This is a genomic window from Chitinimonas prasina (assembly GCF_030160395.1).
Classification (GTDB): domain Bacteria; phylum Pseudomonadota; class Gammaproteobacteria; order Burkholderiales; family Chitinimonadaceae; genus Chitinimonas; species Chitinimonas prasina.
Genome location: NZ_BSOG01000001.1, coordinates 996,036 through 1,022,323 on the forward strand (window position 1 = coordinate 996,036; position 26,288 = coordinate 1,022,323).

Consider the following 26,288-nt stretch of genomic DNA (forward strand, 5'->3'; position numbering starts at 1 on the left):
GTCAGCTGTTTTGCTGCTTCACCACGTTCATGGCCGTAGCCACCAAGCCGGCCACATCAGCGGCATTGGCCGGCAATATCATGGTGTTGCCTTCCTTGGCGATATTGCCGAAGGCCTCGATATAGCGCTCTGCCACTTTGAGGTTGACTGCCTCATGGCCGCCTGGCTGGCGTATGGTCTGCGCCACCATATGGATGGCTTCGGCCGTGGCACGGGCCACCAGCCGTATGGATTCCGCCTCACCCTCTGCCCGGTTGATGGCCGCCGCCTTATCGCCCTCGGACTGGTTGATCGATGCCTGCCGCTCGCCTTCGGACGCCTGGATGGCGGCCTCGCGCTGGCCGGTGGCGATATTGATCTGCTCCTGCTTGCGCCCTTCCGAGGCGGCGATCAGCGCCCGCTTCTCCCGCTCGGCGGTAATCTGCGCCTGCATGGCATGCAATATCTCCTTGGGCGGGGTCAGATCCTTGATCTCGTAGCGCAGCACCTTCACCCCCCAATTGGCGGCAGCCTCGTCAAGTGCCGTCACCACCGTGTGGTTGATGTCATCGCGCTCCTCGAAGGTCTTGTCCAGCTCCATGCGGCCTATCACCGACCGGAGCGTGGTCTGCGCCAGCTGGGTGATGGCAAGCTCGAAGTTACTGGAGCCATACGAGGCCTGCTGCGGATTGGTCACCTGAAAATACAGAATGCCGTCCACCTGCAGCTGGGTATTGTCCTTGGTGATACAGATCTGGCTGGGCACGTCGAGCGGCACCTCGCGCAGGTCATGCTTGTAGGCGACCCGGTCAACAAAGGGCACCACAATATTGAGGCCCGGTTCCAGCGTGCCATGAAAGCGCCCCAGGCGCTCCACCACCCAGGCGTGCTGCTGGGGTACAACTTTGAGTGACTTCATGGCAAACACCAGTGCCACCACAAATAGGACTATGGCAAATTCCATCTATCGATCCTCCTGAACAAATCGTTTTAAAGTGATGGCAATCAAGCGGCCGGCGGCTCAGCAGCCACCACCCAGGTATTGCTCCGCTGCGCCACGATGTAGAGAGAGGTTGGCCTATCCGGCAGGGGAGCCAGCAGCTCAGCATCCCAGCTGGTGCCGCGATAGCGCACCCTTAACTGGGTATCTGTCTTCCAGCTTTCCACCTCAACGCGCTGCCCTATATCCAGCAAATCGCTTCCCTTGCGCCGAGCGCTCATCGGATGCAGGCGCAACCAAACCGTACCGCTGACAGCCCCCAACGCAGCCACCACCAATTGCGGCACCACCGTCAGCCCAGCCCAGGCTGCAACACCGCCCAAGGCACAGGCAAGGCCGTATACCAACAGGTAAAAGGTACCCACCAGCATCTCCAACCCTATCAGGGCGGCCGCCAGTACAAACCAGACCAGATAATTTTCCATAAGTCCTTGCAAGATCACACTATCAGTCAGCCCCACGCCCAGGCAGCCAGACCATCGCCGAAAAACCACCGGGCATTCAAGCACTTGCTTCGCGCCAACGGCCAAGACCACCCGACCGCTCAGCGACAATCCGCCTTGTGTACCACCCAGGCGGCCCCTATGTTATAGCCTTGGCCGGCACTGGCGACCAGCCCCTCGCACCCCCTGCGCGGGTTTTAACGTGGCCTGTCAGCCGCAGTGCAGCATTTTGTCGTACAATACCGACCCTTTGCCTTTGATATTCAGGCACTTAACCAACAGGCGCCCAATATGCTGTACCCCGAACGTTTCGATGTGATTGTGATCGGTGGTGGCCACGCCGGCACCGAGGCCGCGCTGGCTGCCGCCCGCATGGGCGTGCGCACCCTGCTGCTCAGCCACAATATCGAGACCTTGGGGCAGATGAGCTGCAACCCCTCCATAGGCGGCATAGGCAAGGGCCATCTGGTCAAGGAGGTCGATGCCCTGGGCGGTGCCATGGCGCTGGCCACCGATATGGGCGGCATCCAGTTCCGCACCCTCAATGGCTCCAAGGGTCCGGCCGTGCGCGCCACCCGCGCCCAGGCCGACCGGGTGCTGTACAAGGCCGCCATACGCAGCATGCTGGAGAACCAGCCCAACCTCACCCTGTTCCAGCAGGCGGTGGACGACATCGTGGTCGAGGGCGACCGGGTAGTGGGCGTGGTCACCCAGATAGGCATACGCTTTGAGGCGCCGACAGTTGTCCTGACGGCGGGCACCTTTCTGGCTGGCAAGATCCATGTGGGGCTGGAGAACCATACGGGCGGCCGCGCTGGCGACCCCGCCTCGGTCACCCTGTCATCCCGCCTGCGCGAGCTGAACCTGCCAGTAGGCCGGCTCAAGACCGGTACGCCGCCCCGTATCGATGGCCGCAGCATTGATTTCTCGGTGCTGGAAGCCCAGCCCGGTGACGACCCCACACCTGTGTTCTCGGTGCGCGGCAATCGCGGCATGCATCCGCAGCAACTGCCCTGCTGGATCACCCACACCAATGAGCGCACCCACGAGATCATCCGCTCGGGTTTCGATCGCTCCCCCATGTTTACCGGGGTCATCGAAGGCGTAGGGCCGCGCTACTGCCCTTCCATCGAGGACAAGATCAACCGCTTTGCCGACAAGGATTCGCACCAGATCTTCCTGGAGCCGGAAGGCCTGCAGACCCACGAGTTCTACCCCAACGGCATCAGCACCAGCCTGCCATTCGATATCCAGCTGGCCGCCGTGCGATCCATCCGTGGCCTGGAGCAGGCGCATATCCTGCGCCCCGGCTACGCCATCGAGTACGATTACTTCGACCCACGGGCACTCAAGGCCAGCTTCGAGAGCAAGGCCATCAACGGCCTGTTCTTTGCCGGCCAGATCAATGGCACCACCGGCTATGAGGAAGCTGCCGCCCAAGGACTGTTCGCCGGCCTCAACGCCGCCCTGCAAGTACAGGGCAAGCCCGCCTGGACCCCCACGCGCGACCAGGCCTATCTGGGCGTGCTGGTGGACGACCTGATCACTCGCGGGGTGTCGGAACCCTATCGCATGTTCACCAGCCGGGCCGAGTTCCGCCTGCAACTGCGTGAGGACAATGCCGATCTGCGATTGACAGAAGACGGCTACCGCCTGGGCGTGGTGAGCGAGGCGCAATGGGCGCTGTTCAGCCGCAAGCGCGATGCTGTGGCCTGCGAGCTGGAGCGGCTCAAGTCCACCTGGGTCAACCCGCGCCTGGTCAGCCCCGAAGATGCCCAGCGTGTGCTGGGCCAGCAGATAGAGCGCGAATACACGCTGGAACAACTGCTGCGCCGGCCCAATGTGGATTACGCCAGCCTGCTGACCCTGCCGGTGGCGGGTGAGGCCGTGGCCGACCCGCTGGTGGCCGAGCAGGTGGAAATCCAGATCAAGTATGCCGGCTATGTCGAACGGCAGAAGGACGAAGTCGCCCGCCGCAGCGACATCGAGGACGTGCGCTTGCCCGCCGACCTGGATTACAGCAAAGTGCCGGGGCTGTCGAAGGAAGTACAGCAGCGCCTCAATCAGCACAGGCCCGAGACGCTGGGCCAGGCGTCCCGACTGCAGGGCATGACCCCGGCCGCCATCGGCCTGCTGCTGGTACACCTGAAGCGCGGTTTCAAGGCCGCCTAATACATAGCAATTCAGCCATCCTGGCACGCGCCGCCACCCCAGGGTACGGCCGGAACGGGATTGCAACAAAGCTGGCGTCAATAGGCAGCAGGCTTAGCCATACAGCCCTGTATCGCGAACACGACGAGGAATCAGCCGCATGATCGGCCAACAACAAGAAACACAACTGCGGGAAGGCCTGCAATCTCTGGGCTTGGCGCTGGACGACAGCATTGTCGCCCGTCTGCTGGCCTACCTGGCCCTGCTGCTCAAGTGGAACAAGACCTACAGCCTCACGGCCATCACCGAGCCCGAGCGCATGGTGTCGCATCACCTGCTCGACAGCCTGGCGGCACTGCGCCCCATCGCCGGCCGCCAACCGCAGCGTCTGCTGGATGTGGGCAGCGGCGGCGGCCAGCCCGGCATCCCCTTTGCCATCGTACAGCCCGACTGGCAGATCACCCTGCTGGACAGCAACCACAAGAAGACCGCCTTCCTGCAGCAAGCAGTGATTGAGCTGGGCCTGCGCCAGGTCAGCGTGGTGTGCGACCGGGTCGAGAATGTGACGGCAGCGCCCTATGACCTGATCACCTCCCGCGCCTTTGCCGACCTGGCCGACTTTGTCCGGCTCACCCGCCCCCTGCTGGCACAAGGCGGCAGCTGGGCCGCGCTCAAGGGGGTGCAACCGTTCGAGGAAATCGCCGCCCTGCCCGCTGATATCGTCAGCCGCATCGAGCCACTGACGGTGCCGGGCCTGGGTGCCGAGCGCTGCATCGTTTGGATGGAGCCCAAGGCATGAGCCGCGTACTCGCCATCACCAACCAGAAGGGCGGCGTAGGCAAGACCACCAGCGCGGTCAACCTGGCGGCGGGCCTCGCCCAGCTGGAGAAGAAAGTCCTGCTGATCGACCTGGACCCCCAGGGCAACGCTACCATGGGCTGCGGCGTGGACAAGCACTCGCTGGGCCGCAGCATCTACCACATGCTGCTGGGCCACGCCGAGCTAAGCGATGTGCGCGTCAGCACCGAGTTTGGCTTCGACCTGCTGCCGGCCAACCGCGAACTGGGCGGCGCCGAAGTCGAGCTGATCGAGATGGAGCACCGCGAGGTACGCCTGCGGGTGGCGCTGGAAGACGTGCGCCGCGACTACGACTTCATCCTGATCGACTGCCCACCCGCACTGAATATGCTGACCCTGAACGGCCTGGTGGCCGCCGATGGTGTCATCATCCCCATGCAGTGCGAGTACTACGCACTGGAAGGCCTGACCGACCTGGTCAATACCCTGCGCAAGGTGCGGCTGGCGCTGAACCCGCGCATCGAGATCGATGGCCTGCTGCGCACACTGTACGACCCTCGCTCCACCCTGGCACAGAATGTGGTGGCCCAGCTGGCCCAGCATTTCGGCGACAAGGTGTTCAAGACCGTGATCCCGCGCAATATCCGCCTGGCCGAAGCCCCCAGCTACGGCCGGCCCATATTCGCCTACGACAAATCCTCGCGCGGTGCGCTGGCTTATCTTGAGCTGGCAACCGAGCTGAATCAGCGTTTCGGAAAATAAACCATGGCCAAGCTCAAAGGTCTCGGTCGCGGTCTTGATGCCCTGCTGGGCAGCGCCGCACCCGTGGAAGAAAAACTGCAGACCCTGCCCATCCATTACCTGCAGCCCGGCAAATACCAGCCCCGCTCGCATATGGACGAGCACGCCCTGGCCGACCTGGCCGAGAGCATACGCACCCAGGGCGTGATCCAGCCCGTGCTGGTACGCGAGACCGGAGTGGATCGTTACGAGATCATCGCCGGCGAGCGCCGCTGGCGGGCCGCCCAGAAGGCAGGCCTGACCGAATTGCCTGCGGTGGTGCGCAAGGTGTCCGACGAAGTCGTGCTGGTGATGGCACTGATCGAGAACATCCAGCGCGAGAACCTCAACCCATTGGAAGAAGCCGTCGGCCTGCAGCGGCTGATAGACGAATTCGGCATGACTCACGAAGCCTGCGCCCACGCTATCGGCAAATCGCGCTCGGCCGTCACCAACCTGCTGCGCCTGCTCAACCTGGCCGAGCCGGTGCGCGAGCTGCTGATGCAGGGCGCCATCGACATGGGCCACGCCCGCGCCCTGCTCACCCTGCCCGTTATCAAGCAGGTGGAGCTGGCCCGCATGATTGCCGAGAAAGGCCTGTCGGTACGCGAAACCGAAAAACTGGTACAAGCCCTGCAGGCCGGCAAGCCGGCACCAGCTGCCATCACCGACAAGAAGCTGGACCCCGATCTGGCCCGCCTGCAGGAAGACCTGTCCGACAAGCTGGGTGCCAAGGTGCAGATAGCCGCCAACCGCCAGGGTCGTGGCAAGGTCACCATAGAATATGGCTCGCTGGACCAGCTCGACAGCCTGTTGAACCTGCTGCGCAACTAAGCGCCTGTTCACGATCTTTTCGCCCTGGAGTGAAAAAATCGCAGACAGACTCTAAGGCAGCAGGACAGCTGGCAGACCCCGCCAGCACCCCAAGTAACTGACCCGGCAGGCCCGCAACTGGCCTGCCAGCGGTTGCACCGAGAAATTCGCCAGAAAAAACAGGCGATTACGCCCTGTTGCGGGGCGCGTGGCTTGACCAATGCACCAACAAAACGCTAATATCCGCGAGTTTTCCGGCCCCCTCTGCCCGGCAGAGAAGCTGAGAAAACAGATTCGAGCAGTGCTGATCGCGATGTCGGCCCTTACCGGGGTTGTTGCCGCGGCAGCATTTTTTATCGCCGATACCAAAGCGATGCTCGCCGCCCTGATGGGTGGCTTGAGCCAGATCGCGGCGGTAGTGGCATATGGCCGAGTCAGCCGATTCAATGGAATTCCGGCCCCGAAGGCGATGCTGGCACAGTTCTTACTGGCCGAAATCGTCAAGGTGGTAGTTGCGCTGATCCTCTTGATCGCCGGCTATCTCTTCTTCGGGGCGAGTGCACCGTGGTTTGCCGGTGCATTCGTGGCCGCACTGGCGGCCTATTTGCTGGTACTGATTCTCAAATAAATCACAAGATCAACACTATGTCGGCTGAACATCACGCACCCGCCAACGCAACGGAATACATTCAGCATCACCTGCTGAACCTGCGCGCCAATCCCGCTCTGGATCCCGTCGATCCTAGCAACATCCACCTGGACACCTTCTGGATCTCGCTGGTCCTGGGCTTTGTCTTCCTCTTCGTGTTCGGCATGGTGGCCCGCCGCGCATCGGTGGACAAGCCATCCAAGTTCCAGCTGTTCATCGAGCTGATCATCGAGCTGGTCGACACCAATGTGAAGGAAATCTTCCACGGCAAGAGCAAGCTGGTTGCACCCTTGGCCCTGACGGTCTTCGTCTGGGTGGTGCTGATGAACGCCATGGACTTCCTGCCGGTTGACCTGCTGCCCAAGATCGCCGCCATGTTTGGCGTCGAATATCTGAAGGTCGTGCCTACCGCTGACATCAACCAGGGCCTGGCCATGTCGCTGTCGGTCGTGCTGCTGTCGGTGCTGCTGGGCATACAGGCCAAGGGTCTGGTCGGCTTCGTGGTGGAATTCTTCACCGCCCCCTTCCATGCCGACGGCCTGCTGATGAAGATCATCCTGATCCCCGTCAACGGCGCCATGCAATGTATCGAATACGGCTCGCGCGGCCTGTCGCTGGCCCTGCGTCTGGTCGGCAACATGTTCGCCGGCGAACTGGTGTTCATGCTGATCGCCCTGCTGGGCATGGGCTGGACCGGTGCCAACCCCGGTTCCATCCTGGGTGCGCTGGGTCAGGTGGTAGCAGGCTCCGCCTGGGCCATCTTCCACATCCTGATCGTGATACTGCAGGCTTATATCTTCATGATGCTGACCATTGTGTACTGTGGTCTGGCCGTCGAAGAGCACTAAGTCGCAACTGATTTCGCTGTACCTGGTTCTAACGTTTCACTTTTTTCTTTACATCACCATCCTCACTAGGAGTAACACATGGAACACGCAGTCCTGATCGCTAACGTTCAGCAATTCACCGCTATCGCCATCGGCCTGATGATTGGTCTGGCAGGCGTTGGCGCCGCTATCGGCGTGGCTCTGGTTGGTGCCAAGTTCCTGGAAGGCGCAGCTCGCCAGCCGGAATCCGCCGCTGCCCTGCAACCCAAGCTGTTCGTTATTGCTGGTCTGGTTGACGCCATCTTCATTATTACTGTTGCTGTTGCCCTGATGTTCGCCTTCGGCAACCCGCTCGTCGCCCTGATCAGAACCGCCGCCTAATTTAACCCTCTACAATTCAAGGGGTTAACTCATGAATATTAACGCCTCCCTGTTTCTGCAGGCGTTGGTCTTCGCGGTGCTGGTGCTGGTCACCTGGAAGTTCATCTGGCCGCCGCTGATGGCCACGCTGGATGAACGTGCCAAGCGCATTTCTGATGGCCTTACCGCCGCAGACCGCGCCAAGCATGACCTCGAGCTTGCTGAAAAGCGCGCTGCAGAGGAACTGCGCAAGGCCAAAGCACAAGCGTCCGAGATCATCGCCCAAGCCGAGAAGCGCGCTACCCAGATCGTTGACGAAGCCAAGGATGCAGCACGCGTCGAAGGCGACCGTCTGATCGCCGGTGCCAAGTCGGAAGTCGACCAGCAAGTCCACCACGCCAAGGAAGAACTGCGTCAGCAGGTTTCCGCCCTGGCCGTGGCCGGTGCAGAGAAGATCCTGCGCAAGGAAATCGACGCTGCTCGTCACGCCGATCTGCTCGCTACCCTTAAAGCGGAGCTGTAAACGCTCATGGCTGAACTCATTACCGTCGCAAGACCCTACGCCGAGGCCGTATTCCGGTTGGCGCAGGAAGCGAACAGCCTGCCGGCCTGGTCGGAGGCGCTGGCTGTACTGGCCGCCGCCGCGCAAGACCCGCTGGCAGTCGAGTTCGCCGCCAATCCGAAGTTCTCCGCGAGCCAGGTACATGCGCTCCTGACCGAACTCCTGGGCGCGCGCGCCACCCCGCAGGTCAGCAACTTTGTTGCTACCGTGCTGGAAAGCCGCCGCTTTGTCCTGCTGCCCCATATTGCCGACCTGTTCGAGCAACTGAAGGCCGCAGCAGAAGGTTCGGTTACAGCGCACATCGAGTCGGCTTTCGAACTCAACGCAGCCCAGGTGGAAGAACTCAAATCCATCCTGGCCCGCCGCGTTGGCAAGAAGATCGACACCACGGTTACCGTCACCCCCGAGCTGATCGGCGGTGTGCGGATGACCCTAGGTGATGACGTCATTGACGCCTCGGTGCGTGGCAAGCTGGCGGCCCTCTCGGCCCGCCTCACCAGTTAGGAGTGCAAACAATGCAATTGAATCCGTCCGAGATCAGCGACCTGATCAAGAGCAAGATTCAGAACCTGTCCGCTGGCACAGAAAGCCGCACCACCGGCACCGTGATTTCGGTGTCCGACGGCATCGTCCGTGTGCACGGCCTGTCTGACGTCATGCAGGGCGAAATGCTCGAATTCGTGGGCAACACCTTTGGCCTGGCACTGAACCTGGAGCGCGACTCGGTCGGCGCCGTGGTTCTGGGCGACTACGAACACATTTCCGAAGGTACGGAAGTCAAGTGTACCGGTCGCATCCTGGAAGTGCCGGTCGGCCCCGAGTTGCGTGGCCGCGTGGTCAACGCCCTGGGTCAGCCCATCGACGGCAAGGGCCCGATCAACGCCAAGCTGTCCAGCCCGATCGAAAAGATCGCCCCTGGCGTTATCGCCCGTCAGTCCGTGTCGCAACCACTGCAAACCGGTATCAAGGCGATTGACGCCATGGTGCCCGTTGGCCGTGGCCAGCGCGAACTGATCATTGGCGACCGCCAGACCGGCAAGACCGCCGTGGCCCTGGATGCCATCATCAACCAGAAGGGTAACGGCGTTACCTGTATCTATGTTGCTATCGGCCAGAAGGCTTCGTCGATCGCCAACGTGGTACGCAAGCTGGAAGAGCACGGCGCCCTGGATCACACCATCGTTGTCGCCGCCTCGGCTTCCGAATCGGCCGCCATGCAATACCTGTCGCCGTACGCAGGTTGCGCCATGGGCGAATACTTCCGCGACATCGGTGAAGATGCCCTGATCGTATACGACGACTTGTCCAAGCAAGCCGTGGCTTACCGTCAGATCTCGCTGCTGCTGCGTCGTCCGCCGGGCCGCGAAGCCTACCCAGGCGATGTGTTCTACATCCACTCGCGTCTGCTGGAACGTGCATCGCGCGTCAACGAAGACTACATCGAGAAGATCACCAATGGCGCCGTGAAGGGCAAGACCGGTTCGCTGACCGCCCTGCCTATCATCGAAACCCAGGCTGGTGACGTCTCCGCCTTCGTGCCGACCAACGTGATCTCGATTACCGACGGCCAGATCTTCCTGGAATCGGACCTGTTCAACGCTGGTATCCGCCCCGCCATCAACGCCGGTATCTCGGTGTCGCGCGTCGGTGGTGCAGCCCAGACCAAGGTCGTCAAGAAGCTCGCCGGTGGTATCCGTACCGCCCTGGCCCAGTACCGTGAACTCGCTGCTTTCGCCCAGTTCGCCTCCGACCTCGACGAAGCGACCCGCAAGCAGCTGGATCGCGGCCGTCTGGTGACCGAACTGCTGAAGCAAGGCCAATACGCTCCGTTCAAGGTGTCGCAGCTGTCCGTGACCCTGTACGCAGTGGAAAAGGGCCTGGCCGATGACGTGCCGGTTGAAAAGGCACTGGCTTTCGAAGCTGCCCTGTATGCCTACGTCAAAGCCAACCACGCCGATATCATCGCTGAGATGGACGGCAAGGGTGAGCTGTCTGGCGACAACGACAAGAAGCTGGCGGAAGCCATCAAGTCGTTCAAGGCCAACGGCGCTTTCTGATTTGATCTAACGATAGAAAGGTCAAGTCATGGCAGGCGGCAAAGAAATTCGCAACAAGATCAAGAGCGTGCAGAACACGCGCAAGATCACCCGCGCCATGGAAATGGTAGCCGCATCCAAGATGCGCAAGGCCCAAGCCCGGATGAAGGCGGCTCGTCCTTACGGTGAAAAAATCCGTAATGTGACCGCCCACCTGGCCCAAGCCCTGCTGGACTACGCTCACCCCTTCCTGACCAAGCGTGCGCAAGTGAAGCGCGTCGGCATTATCGTGGTAACCACCGACAAGGGTTTGTGCGGCGGCCTCAACACCAACGTGTTGCGTACCGCTGTCAACCAGATGAAGGCCTGGCAACAGGCCGGCATCGATGTCGATGTCACTGCCATCGGTAACAAAGGCTTTGGCTTCATGCAGCGTACTGGCGGCCGTGTGGTCTCGCACGTTGTGCAACTCGGTGATACGCCGCACCTCGACAAACTGATCGGCCCGGTCAAGGTCATGCTCGACGCATACCAGGCCGGCCAGATCGACGAACTGCATATCGTCTACACCCGCTTCATCAACACGATGAAGCAGGAACCGGTGATGGAACAGCTCCTGCCGGTACCGGCCGACCGCATGAAACCGGTCAGCGACCACCCGTTCGAGTACATCTACGAACCGGCGCCGGAAGTGGTGATTGACGATCTGTTGGTTCGCTATATCGAGGCGCTGGTGTACCAGGCAGTGTCCGAGAACATCGCTTCCGAACAAAGCGCCCGGATGGTGGCCATGAAGGCCGCATCCGACAACGCCGGAACGGTGATTGATGAGCTCAAGCTGGTCTACAACAAGACCCGCCAGGCAGCCATCACCAAGGAACTGTCGGAAATCGTCGCCGGTGCAGCAGCGGTTTGATCGCAGCGCGGAACAGTATTTAACATTAAGGAATGCAACGATGAGCCAAGGTAAAATCGTGCAAATCATTGGCCCGGTGGTTGACGTGGAATTCCCACGCGACGCCATGCCGAAGGTATTTGACGCGCTGACGCTGGCCAACCCCGAACTGACGCTGGAAGTTCAGCAGCAGCTGGGTGATGGCGTGGTCCGTGCAATCGCCATGGGTTCGACCGATGGCGTGAAGCGCGGCCAGGCTGTGCTGAACACCGGCAACCCGATTTCGGTGCCGGTCGGCAAGGCCACGCTGGGCCGTATCATGGACGTGCTGGGCAACCCCGTGGATGAAGTCGGTCCCGTGGTCGCTGAAGAGCGTTGGTCCATCCACCGCAAGGCCCCCAAGTTCGACGAACTGTCGAGCTCGGTGGACCTGCTGGAAACCGGTATCAAGGTGATCGACCTGATCTGCCCGTTCGCCAAGGGCGGCAAGGTGGGTCTGTTCGGTGGCGCCGGTGTGGGCAAGACCGTGAACATGCTGGAACTCATCAACAACATCGCCAAGGCTCACTCGGGTCTGTCGGTGTTTGCTGGTGTGGGCGAGCGGACTCGTGAAGGTAACGACTTCTATCACGAAATGGCCGACTCGGGCGTGATCAAGCTGGACAACCTGGCCGAATCGAAAGTGGCCATGGTTTACGGCCAGATGAACGAGCCTCCCGGCAACCGTCTGCGCGCAGCGCTGACCGGCCTGACCATGGCCGAGTACTTCCGCGACGAGAAGGACGAAAACGGCAAGGGCCGTGACGTGCTGTTCTTCGTGGATAACATCTACCGCTACACCCTGGCTGGTACCGAAGTATCCGCTCTGCTGGGTCGTATGCCGTCCGCCGTGGGCTACCAGCCCACCCTGGCCGACGAAATGGGCCGCCTGCAAGAGCGTATCACCTCGACCAAGACCGGTTCGATCACCTCCATCCAGGCCGTTTACGTGCCTGCCGATGACTTGACCGACCCGTCGCCTGCCACGACCTTCGCCCACTTGGACGCAACCGTCGTGCTGTCGCGTGATATTGCTTCGCTGGGTATCTACCCCGCCGTGGACCCGCTCGACTCGACCTCGCGTCAGCTGGACCCGCAAGTGGTTGGTGAAGAGCATTACCAAGTGGCCCGTGGCGTGCAACAAACGCTGCAGCGCTACAAGGAACTGCGCGACATCATCGCGATTCTGGGTATGGATGAACTGTCGCCGGAAGACAAGCTGGTCGTGGCTCGCGCCCGTAAGATCCAGCGTTTCCTGTCGCAGCCCTTCCACGTCGCCGAAGTGTTCACCGGCGCACCTGGCAAGTATGTGTCCCTGAAGGAAACCCTGCGTGGCTTCCGTGGCATTCTGAACGGTGAGTACGATCACCTGCCGGAGCAGGCCTTCTATATGGTCGGCGGCATCGACGAAGCTGTCGAAAAAGCCAAGACCCTGCAATAAGGGGTAGGAAATGGCCATGACCATGCATGTGGACGTAGTCAGCGCTGAAGAGCAGATCTACTCGGGTACGGCCGAATTCCTGGCCGCCCCCGGCGAGATGGGCGAAATCGGCGTGCTGCCGCGCCACGCTCCGCTGCTCACCCGTATCAAAGCGGGCGCGCTGCGCATCAAGGTCGCCAACAGCAACGACGAGGAAGTGCTGGTCTATGTATCCGGCGGCATCCTCGAAGTGCAACCGCATGTGGTGACGGTACTTGCCGACACCGCTATCCGCGGTAGCGACCTCGATGAGGCGAAAGCGTTGGAAGCCAAGAAACTGGCCGAAGAAGCCCTGGCCAACCGCTCGGGTTCGATGGACTACGCCTCGGCACAAGCCGAACTGGCGCAGGCTGTCGCCCAGCTGGCCGCGATCAAGAAACTCCGCAATCGCGCCTGACCCGTGGCTTAGCAGTACCAAGCAAAAGGGCAACCCCATGGGTTGCCCTTTTGCTTTGGTGTGAATTACCGTAATGGGCCATCATCCGCAGTGGCGCCCCTTATGAAAATGTACATCCTGGTCCGCGACGATATCCCCCTGGGCTTTGCCATGGTCGCCGTCGCCCACGCATCCTAAGAGCCTGTTCAAAGCCTTTTCACCTCGTCGTTCGCAGCCATGCCGGATGAAGGGCAAGGCGCAAGCTGCGCAGCGGTACGGGTACCGTCAGCGGCTTGCAACGCCGCCCTTCGCCGGCATGGCTGCGAACCCATAGGGCTGATCTGGAAAACGGCCATTCACTGCGTTGTGTCGCTTGGCAATAACACGTTATTGCCTGCGCGCCACGCCTTGTGCCTGGCCGTTTTCCAGATCAGCGACAAGGCGAAAAGGCTTTGAACAGGCTCTTAGCCGGTTATCTGGCTTACAAGGACACACCAGAAGTTGCCCAATGGCTGGATGGCCCCTTCTTCAAGGCAGTCTGCAAAGTCAACGCCAAGGAGTTCGAGAACGCCAAGTCGGTGGCCGACCACGTTGTCCTGACCGAGTCCGCCCTCGATGGCCGCGAAGTCGCCATCGTCTTCAAGCCCCGCGCGGCAGAAGCCTGGCCCAAGATGTTCCGCTTTCTCAAGCTGTATCGGGACTAAGCCTGCCGCCAGCACAAGCCTGGGCTTCGTCTAGCCACAGGCCGTGACGCGACAAACCGCCGCCAGCCGTTTTTGGCACCGCGTGCCTATCGCAGCAGCGGGGATTCCGCTTTCCCCCCAAGCCCGCGATAATCTCCCCTCCCATCCATCGCCGGACCGCTCACCATGTCCCTCAATGTCATCATCCTCGCTGCTGGCCAAGGCAAGCGCATGAACTCCAAGCTGCCCAAGGTATTGCAACCCTTGGCCGGCAAACCCATGCTGGGCCATGTGCTGGATGCCGGCAGGGCCTTGGCGGCCGAGCGCCTGGTGGTGGTCTATGGCCATGGTGGCGAGCAGGTGCAGGCGGCCTTTCAGGGCCAGGTTGATGTGCGCTGGGCGCACCAGGCCCAGCAGCTGGGGACCGGCCATGCAGTGGCCCAGGCGCTGCCAGAGTGCAGCGAGGGCGTGGCGCTGATTCTGTATGGTGACTGCCCACTGATCACGCCGGCCACCCTGCAAGGCCTGCTGGCCGCAGCGGGTAGCGACAAACTGGCCGTGCTCACCGCTATCATGGACAACCCCAGCGGCTATGGCCGCATTGTTCGCAACGAGGCCGGCCAGGTGGTCAGCATCGTCGAGCAGAAAGATGCCAGCCCAGCCCAGCTGGCCATCCGTGAAATCAACACCGGCTTTATCGCCGCGCCGCTGGCCCGCCTGCGCGAGTGGCTGCCGCAGCTCAAGAACGCCAATGCCCAGGGCGAGTATTACCTGACTGATGTTATCGCCATGGCCGTGGCCAATGGCGTGGAAGTCGCAGGCCTGGTTGCGGCCGACGCCTGGGAGGCCGCCGGCGTCAATGACAAGCGCCAACTGGCCGAACTGGAGCGGGTTTACCAAAGGCAGCAGGCCGACAAGCTGTTGGCCGCCGGCGTCACCCTGATCGATCCGGCCCGTTTCGACCTGCGTGGCACCGTCAGCCACGGCCAGGATGTGGAAATCGATATCAACGTCGTGCTGGAAGGGCAGATACGCCTGGGTGATGGCGTCAAACTCGGCCCCAATGTCTATCTCAAGAACGTCACCCTGGGGGATGGCGTCATCGTCAAGGCCAATACGGTGATCGAAGACAGCACGGTCGGCGCTGGCTCGGACATAGGCCCCTTTGCCCGCATCCGGCCCGATTCGGTGCTGGGCGAAAAGGTGCATATAGGCAACTTCGTGGAACTCAAGAAGGCCAGGCTGGGCAATGGCACCAAGGCCGGGCACCTGGCCTACCTGGGCGATGCCGTCATCGGTGAGCGGGTCAATGTCTCGGCCGGTGTCATTACCTGCAACTACGATGGCGCCAACAAATTCGTCACCACCATAGGCGACGATGCCTTTATTGGCACCGACAGCCAGTTGGTCGCACCGGTCACCATCGCCGAGCGTGCCTATATCGCCGCCGGCTCCACCATCACCCTGGACGCCCCCGCCGACGCCCTGACCATCTGCCGTGCACGGGGGCAGAAATCCCTGCCGGGCTGGAAACGGCCAAGCAAGAACAAATAGACAAGGCCACGCTTGCAAAGGCAAGATAAACCCATGAACCAGACCATGTGCCATCCGTGCCAGCACCCTAGCCCCTCGGCCCCTCCCGCCTAGCGGTCGCACGCGCGCATCTCTACCCCTCATCACGCGGCCGCTCCCAGAGCGGCCGTTTTTATTGGCCAGGCTACTAATGCACATCCCCATGGAATAAGGCATGACCGAACAAGTCACTTTCCCCAACCGTCGCGGCATACGCCTGGTGGCCGACCATTACCCGGCCCAGACCGACACCGTGGTAGTCATGGCCCACGGCTACACCAGTCACAAGCGCTGGGCTGGTCGCTTCCCCTATATTGCCGCGCAGCTCAACCAGCACGGTTATGCAGCCCTGGCCTTTGATTTTGCCGGTTGCGGCGATAGCGACGACGACAGCCTGCGTGCCGACAAGCTGGCGCAGGATGTCCACGCCGCCGTGGACCAGGCCAGGGCCATGGGCTACCAGCGCATTGCCCTGTGGGGCCACAGCCTGGGCGCGCGGCTATGCCTGATGGCGAAACCGTTATGGGTCACTACCATGGTGCTATCTGGCGCGGGCACCACCCCCATGCACTACCACTGGCCCGACTACTACAGCGCCGAAGAACTGGCAGAACTGGCCGCCAATGGCCGCATGACGGTCGAAGCCGCCCCGGGCTGCAACCGCCAGACCCAGGTGATCGAAGCCCAGATGCTGCGTGACTTCGCCGAGTTCGAACAGGCAGCGCTGCTGCACGACCTGCCCTGCCCCGTGCTCATCGTCAACGGCAACCACCCCGACGATGCCGAGGAATGTGCCCTGCTGGCCGGCAACCGCGAAGGCCTGCATCTGCTGCCCACCGGCTCCCGCCACGCGGTGATCGAAGGCGCACGCCACAGCTTTGCCGATCACCTGCCACAACTGGCCGAGCTGGGCGTGGCCTGGATACGTGAAAGGATGCCGCCCTGACACTGATAATGCCATTGTCATTTTCATTTTGCATCTTGCAATGACGAAAACATACTCCCATCATGCGCGACTTTGCCTAGACTTCTAGTCACCCGCTGGACCCGCCCCCTGGCGGACTCAGGCACTGACCCAAGTGCAGCAACCCAACACACGGAGAAATACCTTATGTGCGGCATAGTCGGCGCAATAGCGCAGCGTGATGTAGTAGCCCATTTGATCGACGGCCTGAAGCGGCTGGAGTACCGGGGTTACGACTCCTCTGGCATCGCCGTGCTCAACGGCGGCATAGAGCGCGTGCGCCGCGTGGGTCGCGTGGCCGAGATGGAATCCGCCGCACAGGCCCAAGGCACGCACGGCAAGTTGGGCATAGGCCACACCCGCTGGGCCACCCATGGCGGCGTGACCGAACCCAATGCCCACCCGCATATCTCCGGCGGCGTGGCCGTTGTGCACAACGGCATCATCGAGAACCACGACGAGCAGCGCGAACGCCTCAAGGCGCTAGGCTATGTGTTCGAATCGCAGACCGATACCGAGGTCATCGCCCACCTGATCGAGCACTACCTGAAGCAGACTGGCGAGCTGTTCGTCGCCGTGCAACAAGCCGTGCGTGAACTACATGGCGCCTACGCCATCGGCGTGATGTCGCAAAGCCAGCCCGACCTGCTGGTCTGCGCCCGCATGGGCTGCCCGCTGTTGATCGGCCTGGGTGAGACCGAGAACTTCATCGCCTCCGATGTCTCGGCCGTGTTGTCCGCCACCCGTCGCGTCATCTTCCTGGAAGAAGGCGACGTGGCCGCCCTCACCACCAGCGGTGTCAAGATACTCGACAAGACCGGCGCCCCCGCCGAGCGCACGGTACACCTCTCTGATGTCTCGCTGGCTTCGCTGGAGCTGGGCCCGTACAACCACTTCATGCAGAAGGAAATCCACGAGCAGCCCAAGGCCCTGGCCGACACCATAGAACAGGTGCTGGAAGAAGGCTTCAGCCCCACCCTGTTCGGCGATGCCGATGGCGAGCTGCTGCGCCAGGTTGAAGGCGTGCAGATCCTGGCCTGCGGCACCAGCTTCTATGCCGGCTCGGTCGCCAAGTACTGGATAGAAAGCATCGCCAAGCTGCCCTGCACGGTCGAAATCGCCAGCGAATACCGCTACCGCGAAGCCGTGGCCAACCCCAAGTACCTGATTGTCACCATCTCGCAATCGGGTGAGACGCTGGACACCATGGAAGCGCTGAAATACGCCCAATCCTTGGGCCACGATCTCAGCCTGTCCATCTGCAACGTGCGAGAATCCGCCATCCCCCGCGCCAGCCGCCTGGTGTTCTACACCCGCGCCGGCGCCGAGATCGGCGTGGCCTCCACCAAGGCTTTCACCACCCAGCTGGTCGCCCTGTTCACCCTGGCCGCCACCCTGGCCAAGCTGGGCGGCAAACTCAACAGCGACAGCGAAGCCCACCACCTGGATGCCCTGCGCCAGCTACCCGGCAGCGTACAGCACGCCCTCAACCTCGAACCCCAGATCAAACCCTGGGCCGACCGCTTCTCGCCCAAACACCACGCCCTCTACCTGGGCCGTGGCGTGCACTACCCCATCGCCATGGAAGGCGCGCTCAAGCTCAAGGAAATCACCTACATCCACGCCGAGGCCTACGCCGCCGGCGAACTCAAGCACGGCCCCCTCGCCCTGGTGGACGAAGCCATGCCCGTGGTGGTGATTGCCCCCAACGACAGCCTGCTGGAGAAAGTGAAATCCAATATGCAGGAAGTCCGCGCCCGTGGCGGCGAACTGTTCGTCTTCGCCGACCTGGATAGCCACTTCGGCGAATCCGACGGCGTCCACGTCATCCGCACCCCCCGCCACGTCGGCGTCCTCTCCCCCATTCTGCACGCCATCCCGGTGCAGCTACTGGCCTACCATACGGCACTGGCTAAGGGGACGGACGTGGATAAACCGAGGAATTTGGCGAAATCGGTGACGGTGGAGTAGCTGTGAGTATGGAATTACTGTCGTGTTCTTCGCCATTAATGTCTGAGACATGACATTAAAGTCGGAGACGTTACATTAAAGTCTGAGACAGCCAGCCCCGAAAGGCTGGCTACTTCCCTTCGCGGGCCGTCAGTTGCCGTCTCGTTTAAACTAGGCCCATCCCCCTGGATCCGCTGTCGCTGGGCGCTCTTGCCGTGCGCGGCTGGTTGTGGCCGCGGCCGCTTCTCGGCCAAAGCCGACCTTGAAGGAGCCGGCCTACTCGGTACGCAATGGAAAGCTAACTGGGCGTTGGTCTCGACGGGAATAGTCGGGACTGTAATTTAGTGGGCGGAATTGCATGAACCAGCTCCAGTGCAGCGCAAGCAGCCAAGGGGGCAGCAACTACCGCTAGGGCGCAAGCGCGTGAAGCGCGCTCAGCCCCTGATGGCGAGAACGCCGTGATACGGTGAAGGGAACAGCAAGACCGCCCACACCACATCCGCAGAGATGACGGATGAGCAAGCGCAGCGCACAGCACAGGCCCACGGTGCTGGAGGCGTCAGGAACGTGGAAGACCGGCACTTGCCGGTCCCGTCAGGGATGAGCGAGCAGCGAACCTGAAACAGCGCGGTCCGCGAAGCGGAGACGTGGTAACGCGTTTCGCTTACTATTTGCTTGTATGAATGGCTGCTTTCGGCTAAGGCGTGGTGATGACTCTGAAAAGACAACAACGCTTTGTCATCAATTAGCGAATACAGCCTCCTAGAAGTCATAAAGACAGCGGAGGGATTCGTGCATCTTCACTCGTATCGTCTCAGGAATTTTCGACGACTGAAGGACGCTCATATAGAGCTAGCTGACGACATATCAATATTTGTGGGATCGAATAACAGCGGAAAAACGTCGGCAACTCAGGCCATCCATGCGTTTGTCACAGGTGGAAGGGATCGTTTCAGTCTTTATGATTTCAGTTCTTCTTGTTGGAAGGCCTTCGATGAAGCTGGAGGCATCAACCTGGCCGACCCAGATCCCGATGGTTTCTCACTTCCAAGCATAGAGCTTGATCTCTGGTTCGAAGTTGCTGCGCCAGACCTCTATCTAGTGATTCCCTTGCTTCCGAGTACAGCATGGGAAGGAACTAAAGTCGGCATACGGGTTTCGCTGGCTGCACGAAATTCCACTAACCTCATTCAAAATTACCAAGAAGCCAAGGCTAAAGTTGCAGAGCAAGCCGCGGAACTGCCGCCAGGGTCACAATATGTTCCTTGGCCTCGCTCCCTGACAGACTACCTTCAGCGCGAACTTAAGAGCGAATATGAGCTGCGCTACTTCATCTTGGATCGCACCCAATTTGATGAAAATTTCCGTGAGATCGGGGACTATGTTCCCGAAGAGTTAGGTGGGGAGCCGGGCGGCGGAACAATCCTGAAATCACTTATCCATATCGACAGTTTGGGGGCTCAACGACACCTGGCCGACCCCAGTCCGGAAGCCGGCGGGAGATCGGAAGACCTATCAAAGCGTTTGAGCCGCTTCTACAAGCGCAACCTTAATCAAAGGCAAGACGATCACACAGCTCTCAAGGCGTTGTTCGACTCCGAGCAAGCGCTCAACATTCACCTAGATGGCGTATTCAAGCCGATGCTTGATCGGCTCGCGAAGCTGGGTTATCCGGGCATTAACAACCCGCGATTGAAAATTATGTCGGCGCTAGACCCCGCCCACGTCATGAGCCAGGACGCGCGTGTCCACTATCAGATCGGAGATGGCGAAGACATTGCCACACTTCCCGACAGTTACAACGGACTTGGGTTCAAGAATTTGATCTATATGGTCGTGGAGATCTTGGACGCCCAAGCGAGATGGGTGACGATGGACAATCGCCCTCCATTGCACCTGATTTTCGTGGAGGAACCAGAGGCCCATCTGCACGCCCAACTCCAGCAGGTATTTATCCGGAATGTGCTTGAGCTTCTGAACATAGAAGGCGACGACGGAAGTATTTTTGGTAGTCAAATGGTCATAACGACCCACTCGCCGCACATTCTTTACGAACGAGGATTCAAGCCAATCCGCTACTTCCGCCGGAAGAAAGTTGGCAATGAACAGTTGACCGAGGTTCTAAACCTATCTGCCTTCTACCAAGCCCAGCCAGATGACCGGGATTTTCTAGAAAGGTATTTGAAGCTGACGCACTGCGACCTCTTCTTCGCAGATGCCGCTATCCTTGTTGAAGGCAATGTTGAAAGATTGCTCCTGCCCATAATGATCCGGAAGGTGGCGAAAACTCTCCGATCAGCTTGTCTATGTATTTTGGAGGTCGGAGGGGCCTTTGGTCATCGTTTCCAATCGCTCATAGAGTTTCTCGGTCTAACGACACTAATCGTTACCGATATTGATAGCGTCGCCCTCGTGGCTCCTGATGCTGGCGATGCAGTCGATGATGAGGAAGTCGAGGAGTTTGAGGTTCCTGCCGATGAAGTGGAAGGCAACGCTGTGCAGGATCAGGATGCTGGACAGAATCCGGTTGGTGAGCCGGTGGCTGCTCCACTCAAGAAAAAATACGGTAAAGCTTGTTTGCCCAATGAGCCAGGCGCCGCGACCTCGAATCAAACCCTTATAAAGTGGCTTCCTGGCAAGCTAACAATCGAAGACTTGCGCAATGCCTCGGGAGCCGACAAAACTCAAGAGCTTGTAGACGGCGCAAAGGTTCGCGTCGCCTATCAGATCGAACGGGCCGTCACTTGGAACGGCTCCACTGAAAACCTTTGCGGGCGCACGCTTGAGGAGGATTTTGGCCTCGAAAATCCAGAGTGGTCTCAAGCCGCGGCAAGGAAGCCTCTTGGGCTGATTGTGAAGGGGGAAGCCGCCGATCCCGGAGCGCTTGCCAAATGCCTCCATCAGAAGGTTTCGCGGAAAAATTTCGATAAGACGAAATTCGCGCTCGCTGTACTAACTGAAAACGAGGATGCGTGGCATGTCCCGGCATACATCCGTGACGGACTGGTTTGGCTAAAGGACGAAGTACGGATCGAACTTGAGACCGTACTGCCCGACGCCGTTCTTGCCGCAGAAGCTGGCGCGATAGGGGCCGAGCATGAGTAGCCGGGCAAATAAGCCGGACACCCAGGCAGACATCGACCTGCGAAACTGTCTTGGGAACGTTCCACCGCGCAGCTTCATAATGAAGGCCGGTGCCGGTTCTGGAAAAACCACCTCTCTCATTAAGGGGTTGTCATCGGCCATCCGAATGCATGGGGAGAAACTGAAGAAAGCCCGTCAGCGCATCGCCTGCATTACTTACACGGAGATCGCAGCCGGAGAGATATGGAGGGATGTCGGCAGTGATCCGCTGGTTCACGTTTCGACGATTCACAGCTTCATGTGGCTGCTAGCCAAACCGTTTCAGAACGACATCCGCGTCTGGGTCTCTGCGCGTATCGCAGAGAAAATTGAGACGCTTGAACAGAAACAGGCAAGCTATGGCCCCAGGGTTCAACAGCGCACAAAGGACAAGGACACCCGAGACCTGGAGCGTCTCCACAGGCAGTCGGGGCGGATTGCTGCAGTCAAAGGCTTCCGATACGGAACGGGTAGCGACTACGTAAAAGGAATTCTGGGGCACGATGACATTTTGAGGCTTGTGCCCTACCTCATCGCTGAGCGTCCTCTCTTTCGAACCCTTCTCGCACGCCAATTTCCTTTCGTATTTGTGGACGAGAGTCAGGACACGACCACAGAAGTCATAGAGGCACTGAAGACCGTTGAGCGCGAGCCCGGCGTGACACTTTGCCTTGGCTTCTTCGGCGACCCGATGCAACGCATTTATGCCACGGGGACTGGTTTGGTTGAAGCAGCACCTAATTGGGCCGACATTCCGAAGCCGGAGAATTTTAGGTGTTCAAATAAGGTCTTGAATCTTGCAAATGCTATTCGTCGCGATGGTGATGACCTCGTTCAGGTTCCTGGCCAACGCCTAGGCCCCGAGGGCATCATGCCAACTCCTGAAGGTTCGGCCCACCTTTTCGTCTTGCCTGCGGACGATACGCGAGATGCAAACTTGGCTAGAGTGCGCGACTGGATGGCGGCTCGAACTGGTGATAATCGCTGGCGACTCGGTGATGATGACCAAGAGCAGGTCAAGCTTCTTGTCATTGTTCACCAGATGGCCGCGAAACGCTTAGGGTTCGGAGAGCTTTACTCGGCGCTCAACTCCAAAGCGCCGACAGCATTCAAAGACGGTTTTCTGGATGGCTCTGCATGGCCCCTTTCACCGTGTGTGAAATTTCTGATTCCAGTAGCAGTTGCCCATACAGAGGGGCGGCAGCTCGAAGTGATGCGGCTGATCCGGGAGTATTCGCCCCTTCTTGAAAGAGACACTCTGGCCGGGGCGAACGTCGCAGAACGGCTTAAAGCACTCAGAGAGCTTGTTGCCTCAATTGCAGAAGGCATAGCCGGGAATTCCAACGTAACGATTGGCGATCTTTTGAAGCAAGTGTATGCCGCAGGATTACTAATCCTTGATCCCCGGCTAGCATCTTACTTGGACCCGGAAGCAGCTCCGCCTGCCCCGCCTGCAGAAGGAGAAGATAATGACGACGACCAGGAAGACGATGAGTCCGATAAGGAAATGGCCTCGATGGATGCTTTTCTGGCGTGTCCGGCTACACAGCTTCTGGCGTACCAGACCTACATTTCGGAGCGCTCACCTTTTGGGACTCAGCAAGGCATCAAGGGGGCTGAATTCGATAGGGTGCTCGTCGTGCTAGACGATGCAGAGAGTACCCATTTCCAGTTTTCCTATGAAAAATACCTGGGTCTCAAAGCGCTTTCGGATACCGACCGGAAACACATCGAAGCAGGCGAAGAAACGACTGTCGATCGAACACGCCGTCTTTTCTACGTGAGCTGCACAAGGGCGCTAAAAGACTTGGCAGTCGTCCTCTTCACCGCTGATCCCGAACAGGCTGAGACACATATGCGCCAGCTTGATCTTTTTGAAGGCGACTCCATCCATAGTCAAGCCGTCTTTGAGGCAGGATGAATCGTTCATCCCGCGGATGCTGATGCAAGCGCATACACGACCGACAGGTACCTAGTGGATTGCAGCCTTTGACCCCGCACGGGACAAACGTCTGTTCAGTCCGAGTAACAGTCACGGACGTTCCAAGCACGGGATTCCACTCCAGATCGCGGGCAGCAAGTCGGCGCAGGGCAATGCTGTGCCCGCTTATCAAAGATCAGTCGTCGCCAGCACAGCGACCAGCGTCCGCCGGAATAGCGGTCAACAACTAACGGCGCCCGCACTTCGGCTCTTCAACTTGCCGGGAAATCAGCTACATTGAACCCGGACTCTAAAGCCGAGTGTTACTGAATCTGGGGGGACGTCGTTGCATTCCAAGGCTGTTTTGATGATGCAAAATACAAGACCTGACCCCACCGTTGCATGCCAGCACCGTAGCGCCGATGGCGCTCAGCTAGCTCGACGATCCGTTCGCGCAACGCGATATTACCGTCTGGCCTGGCGCGATAGCGGAAGGCACTTGCGCTCATCCGAACGACCCGCAGCGCTTGGCGTTCGCTCAGCCCACGCCCAGCTAGGAACCGCACCAGCTCACGTCGCACTGGTGCGGTCACCACTTTTTTTGCAGCGCTTCCTTGATGACCTCGTTCTCAAGCATCGAGTTGGCCAGCATGCGTTTGAGGCGGGCATTCTCGGCTTCGAGCTCTTTGAGCCGCTTGGCGTCGGACACATTCATCCCGCCGAACTTGCTGCGCCACCGGTAAAAGCTGGCTTCGGAGAAGCCGTGCAGCCGACACAATTCCTTGACCTGCACACCGGCTTCCGCCTCGCGTAGAAAGCCGATGATCTGTTCTTCAGTGAAGCGCTTCTTCATGTCCAATCTCCTTCGATGGGATTGGACTCCAAATCGTGGTGCTACTCAAATCCGGGTGGACGTCGAAGGCTTGGAACTGACGTGGTACTTTGCCCGACCCTATGCGTCGTGGCAGCGTGGCACGAATGAAAACATGAATGGGCTGATTCGGGAATTCTTCCCCAAGGGGACGAACTTCGGCGAGATTGGGGCTGATGAGATTGCCTGGGTGGAGAAACTGATAAACTGCCGCCCACGCAAGTGCCTGAACTGGAAAGCGCCGCGCGAGGTTATGGAGCTAACCAATTGAATTTATTAACCCCTTGACAGTTGCATTGGCGTTTTGAAACCGCCGTCTCAATATCGTCCAGCTGTCATATTATCTATGCACCGACCTGTTCGTCCGTTGAATACCTGTTATGCGCCGTAGCGTCACCGTCCTCCTGTACCCGGGATGCATCTTCCTGGAGATCGCCCCCTTGCTCGAGGTGCTCGCACCTAAGTGCGATATCTCGTTCTTTACACCAGATGGCGCCGTTCACGATGCGTCCAATGGAACACGCGTTGTCGCGGATGGCTCCTTTGCGCAAGCCAAGGACTTTCCAGTCGACTGCGTTGTCATTCCTGGCGGGAACCCAGACTCCATAATTGAACCGGGTAGTGCCAACTCATGCATTGCCGCGGCTTACGATCGTGGTGCGGTACTCGCTGGCATTTGCGCGGGTGTCTTGGTCATCGCACGATCCGGGCTTTTGCACGGCAAGCGAGCTACGCACAGTTACACTGTCGAACACACAACTGCCGAGGTTCTGGCGTGCACAGACCCGATCTTCGATGGAGTCGCTTTCGAACGGGCCGACATCGTGGTAGATGAACCGTTCATCACGGCACAGCACTGGGCAAGAGTGAAGTTCGCCGCCACTGTTGCTGTATCGCTTGGGGTATTCTCGCGAGAGCAAGCTGAACAGTATATCCAGACACAGCGCTACTCATACGGTGAAGCCTGACCTGTCCATCGAGGGTTTTCAGGCACTTTCCACACAATCAACTTGCATCAAGCCTAAAAAAAATGAACACAGAAAACTTGCATGAACTAATAACGAACATAAAAAACGAAGTATCGGCAAGATACGTCTTTCCAGACGTAGCACAGTCGATCAGCTCTTTCCTGGAGTCCAAGCTAAATACAGGTGGCTACAGCACATGTGATTCAAATGAAGAATTAGCCAACGCCATAACAACTGACCTTCGTCTTATTTCAAACGACGAACATTTGCGCGTTCGCTATTCCTCTGAGCCTCACATACCTGAAGCAGATGGCGATGTAATCCGCGAACAGAATGATCGACAAACTCATGTTGAGCAAATAGGCTTTGGCATAGCCAAGATAGAATTTCTTGAAGAAAACATTGGCTACATTGATATTCGTGAATTAATTGAGCACAACAGGGCTGCCGAGTACATTACCGCAGCGATGACACTGCTATCTAAAAGCAACGCCCTAATTATTGACCTGAGAAAGTGCTGCGGCGGGGACCCTGCAACGGTAGCTTGGCTTTGTAGTTATCTATTCAACAAACGCACCAGCTTGAGCGCACTGCACCTTAGAGAAAATCACGAAATTGATCAGTTCCATACTCAAGACTGGGTTCCAGGACAACGCTTTGGTGAGGAAAAGCCTGTATACCTCCTTATGGCGCACTACACCTTTTCCGGCGCGGAAATGCTAGCTTACGACCTTCAGGCCAAAGGTCGAGCAACCGTGATAGGTGAAACATCCGGTGGCGGTGCTCACGCATGCCAGTTTGTCTGGCCAACACCGCACTTTAGTTTGCTGCTACCCGAAGCTCGGCCAATTAATCCGATAACCAACTCGAACTGGGAGAAAGCCGGCGTTAAACCAGACATCCCGACAGACGCAAATGATGCATTAGCGACGGCATATAACCTCGCAATTTCGCACTTAAAAAACCGCGCCTAACCTTTCGGCCGATGTGACAGCCCAAAGTATTGCTTTGGGCTTTCTCCACGCCTGCGGCGGCCTGCACGCAAGCC

The 26,288-nt window shown here is 59.4% G+C and carries 23 protein-coding genes and 2 pseudogenes; 22 read left to right on the plus strand and 3 right to left on the minus strand.

What is annotated here, in order from left to right; translation table 11 throughout:
- Position 1: 1 nt before the first annotated feature.
- Together QQK16_RS04720 and QQK16_RS04725 are read right to left on the minus strand one after the other, a co-directional pair.
- Complete coding sequence (locus tag QQK16_RS04720; protein WP_284195272.1) at positions 2 to 943, minus strand: SPFH domain-containing protein; 942 nt, start codon at positions 941 to 943, stop codon at positions 2 to 4.
- Between the two features lie 41 nt (positions 944 to 984).
- Positions 985 to 1,404: an NfeD family protein gene (locus QQK16_RS04725; protein WP_284195273.1), complete on the minus strand. Its 420-nt coding sequence runs from the start codon at positions 1,402 to 1,404 to the stop codon at positions 985 to 987.
- 309 nt (positions 1,405 to 1,713) lie between these two features.
- On the opposite strand from QQK16_RS04725, the gene mnmG reads away from it, so the two are divergent.
- From mnmG to QQK16_RS04820, 19 genes are all read left to right on the plus strand, one after another.
- On the plus strand, positions 1,714 to 3,594 hold the full coding sequence (gene mnmG, locus QQK16_RS04730; protein WP_284195274.1) for a tRNA uridine-5-carboxymethylaminomethyl(34) synthesis enzyme MnmG: 1,881 nt from the start codon (positions 1,714 to 1,716) through the stop codon (positions 3,592 to 3,594).
- Positions 3,595 to 3,733: 139 nt separating this feature from the next.
- A complete protein-coding gene (gene rsmG / locus QQK16_RS04735; protein ID WP_284195275.1) occupies positions 3,734 to 4,372 on the plus strand; it encodes a 16S rRNA (guanine(527)-N(7))-methyltransferase RsmG in 639 nt (212 codons plus the stop codon).
- Complete coding sequence (locus QQK16_RS04740; protein WP_284195276.1) at positions 4,369 to 5,133, plus strand: ParA family protein; 765 nt, start codon at positions 4,369 to 4,371, stop codon at positions 5,131 to 5,133. The genes rsmG and QQK16_RS04740 overlap by 4 nt, the downstream gene beginning before the upstream one ends.
- A 3-nt stretch (positions 5,134 to 5,136) precedes the next feature.
- Positions 5,137 to 5,985 (plus strand): ParB/RepB/Spo0J family partition protein, encoded by an 849-nt coding sequence (locus QQK16_RS04745; protein WP_284195277.1) that lies wholly within the window; start codon positions 5,137 to 5,139, stop codon positions 5,983 to 5,985.
- A gap of 199 nt (positions 5,986 to 6,184) precedes the next feature.
- Positions 6,185 to 6,592 (plus strand): hypothetical protein, encoded by a 408-nt coding sequence (locus QQK16_RS04750; RefSeq protein WP_284195278.1) that lies wholly within the window; start codon positions 6,185 to 6,187, stop codon positions 6,590 to 6,592.
- A 17-nt stretch (positions 6,593 to 6,609) separates the two neighbouring features.
- On the plus strand, positions 6,610 to 7,461 hold the full coding sequence (atpB, locus tag QQK16_RS04755) for a F0F1 ATP synthase subunit A (RefSeq protein WP_284195279.1): 852 nt from the start codon (positions 6,610 to 6,612) through the stop codon (positions 7,459 to 7,461).
- Positions 7,462 to 7,539: 78 nt separating this feature from the next.
- Positions 7,540 to 7,821, plus strand: a complete 282-nt coding sequence (gene atpE, locus QQK16_RS04760; protein ID WP_284195280.1) for a F0F1 ATP synthase subunit C — start codon at positions 7,540 to 7,542, stop codon at positions 7,819 to 7,821.
- 31 nt (positions 7,822 to 7,852) lie between these two features.
- The gene (locus QQK16_RS04765) at positions 7,853 to 8,323 is read left to right on the plus strand and encodes a F0F1 ATP synthase subunit B (RefSeq protein WP_284195281.1); all 471 of its coding nucleotides are present in this window, start codon (positions 7,853 to 7,855) and stop codon (positions 8,321 to 8,323) included.
- A 6-nt stretch (positions 8,324 to 8,329) separates the two neighbouring features.
- Positions 8,330 to 8,866 carry a F0F1 ATP synthase subunit delta gene (locus tag QQK16_RS04770; RefSeq protein WP_284195282.1) on the plus strand — a complete coding sequence of 179 codons (537 nt, stop codon included), beginning with the start codon at positions 8,330 to 8,332 and terminating at the stop codon, positions 8,864 to 8,866.
- A gap of 11 nt (positions 8,867 to 8,877) precedes the next feature.
- Positions 8,878 to 10,419: a F0F1 ATP synthase subunit alpha gene (atpA, locus tag QQK16_RS04775; protein ID WP_284195283.1), complete on the plus strand. Its 1,542-nt coding sequence runs from the start codon at positions 8,878 to 8,880 to the stop codon at positions 10,417 to 10,419.
- Positions 10,420 to 10,447: 28 nt separating this feature from the next.
- Positions 10,448 to 11,314, plus strand: a complete 867-nt coding sequence (atpG, locus tag QQK16_RS04780) for a F0F1 ATP synthase subunit gamma (protein WP_284195284.1) — start codon at positions 10,448 to 10,450, stop codon at positions 11,312 to 11,314.
- Between the two features lie 40 nt (positions 11,315 to 11,354).
- Positions 11,355 to 12,773, plus strand: coding sequence for a F0F1 ATP synthase subunit beta (atpD, locus tag QQK16_RS04785; protein WP_284195285.1), 1,419 nt, complete (start codon positions 11,355 to 11,357; stop codon positions 12,771 to 12,773).
- 10 nt (positions 12,774 to 12,783) lie between these two features.
- Positions 12,784 to 13,209 carry a F0F1 ATP synthase subunit epsilon gene (locus QQK16_RS04790; protein WP_284195286.1) on the plus strand — a complete coding sequence of 142 codons (426 nt, stop codon included), beginning with the start codon at positions 12,784 to 12,786 and terminating at the stop codon, positions 13,207 to 13,209.
- 431 nt (positions 13,210 to 13,640) lie between these two features.
- Positions 13,641 to 13,892: a hypothetical protein gene (locus QQK16_RS04795; RefSeq protein WP_284195287.1), complete on the plus strand. Its 252-nt coding sequence runs from the start codon at positions 13,641 to 13,643 to the stop codon at positions 13,890 to 13,892.
- 165 nt (positions 13,893 to 14,057) lie between these two features.
- Positions 14,058 to 15,425, plus strand: a complete 1,368-nt coding sequence (gene glmU / locus QQK16_RS04800) for a bifunctional UDP-N-acetylglucosamine diphosphorylase/glucosamine-1-phosphate N-acetyltransferase GlmU (RefSeq protein WP_284195288.1) — start codon at positions 14,058 to 14,060, stop codon at positions 15,423 to 15,425.
- Positions 15,426 to 15,618: 193 nt separating this feature from the next.
- Complete coding sequence (locus tag QQK16_RS04805; protein ID WP_284195289.1) at positions 15,619 to 16,389, plus strand: alpha/beta hydrolase; 771 nt, start codon at positions 15,619 to 15,621, stop codon at positions 16,387 to 16,389.
- Between the two features lie 165 nt (positions 16,390 to 16,554).
- Positions 16,555 to 18,378, plus strand: a complete 1,824-nt coding sequence (gene glmS / locus QQK16_RS04810) for a glutamine--fructose-6-phosphate transaminase (isomerizing) (RefSeq protein WP_284195290.1) — start codon at positions 16,555 to 16,557, stop codon at positions 18,376 to 18,378.
- 771 nt (positions 18,379 to 19,149) lie between these two features.
- Positions 19,150 to 21,462 carry an ATP-dependent nuclease gene (locus QQK16_RS04815; protein WP_284195291.1) on the plus strand — a complete coding sequence of 771 codons (2,313 nt, stop codon included), beginning with the start codon at positions 19,150 to 19,152 and terminating at the stop codon, positions 21,460 to 21,462.
- Positions 21,455 to 23,401, plus strand: coding sequence for a UvrD-helicase domain-containing protein (locus QQK16_RS04820; protein ID WP_284195292.1), 1,947 nt, complete (start codon positions 21,455 to 21,457; stop codon positions 23,399 to 23,401). Before QQK16_RS04815 ends, QQK16_RS04820 begins: the two co-directional genes overlap by 8 nt.
- 401 nt (positions 23,402 to 23,802) lie before the next feature.
- On the opposite strand, the pseudogene QQK16_RS04825 reads toward QQK16_RS04820, so the two are convergent.
- Positions 23,803 to 24,254, minus strand: a pseudogene (locus QQK16_RS04825) (transposase); the annotation flags it as partial.
- A gap of 85 nt (positions 24,255 to 24,339) precedes the next feature.
- Between QQK16_RS04825 and QQK16_RS04830 the strand changes: the two are divergent.
- The 3 genes and pseudogenes from QQK16_RS04830 to QQK16_RS04840 form a co-directional block, all read left to right on the plus strand.
- A pseudogene (locus QQK16_RS04830) lies at positions 24,340 to 24,543 on the plus strand (transposase); the annotation flags it as partial.
- Between the two features lie 109 nt (positions 24,544 to 24,652).
- The gene (locus QQK16_RS04835; RefSeq protein ID WP_284195293.1) at positions 24,653 to 25,240 is read left to right on the plus strand and encodes a DJ-1/PfpI family protein; all 588 of its coding nucleotides are present in this window, start codon (positions 24,653 to 24,655) and stop codon (positions 25,238 to 25,240) included.
- Positions 25,241 to 25,302: 62 nt separating this feature from the next.
- The gene (locus QQK16_RS04840) at positions 25,303 to 26,214 is read left to right on the plus strand and encodes a S41 family peptidase (RefSeq protein ID WP_284195294.1); all 912 of its coding nucleotides are present in this window, start codon (positions 25,303 to 25,305) and stop codon (positions 26,212 to 26,214) included.
- Positions 26,215 to 26,288: the final 74 nt, after the last annotated feature.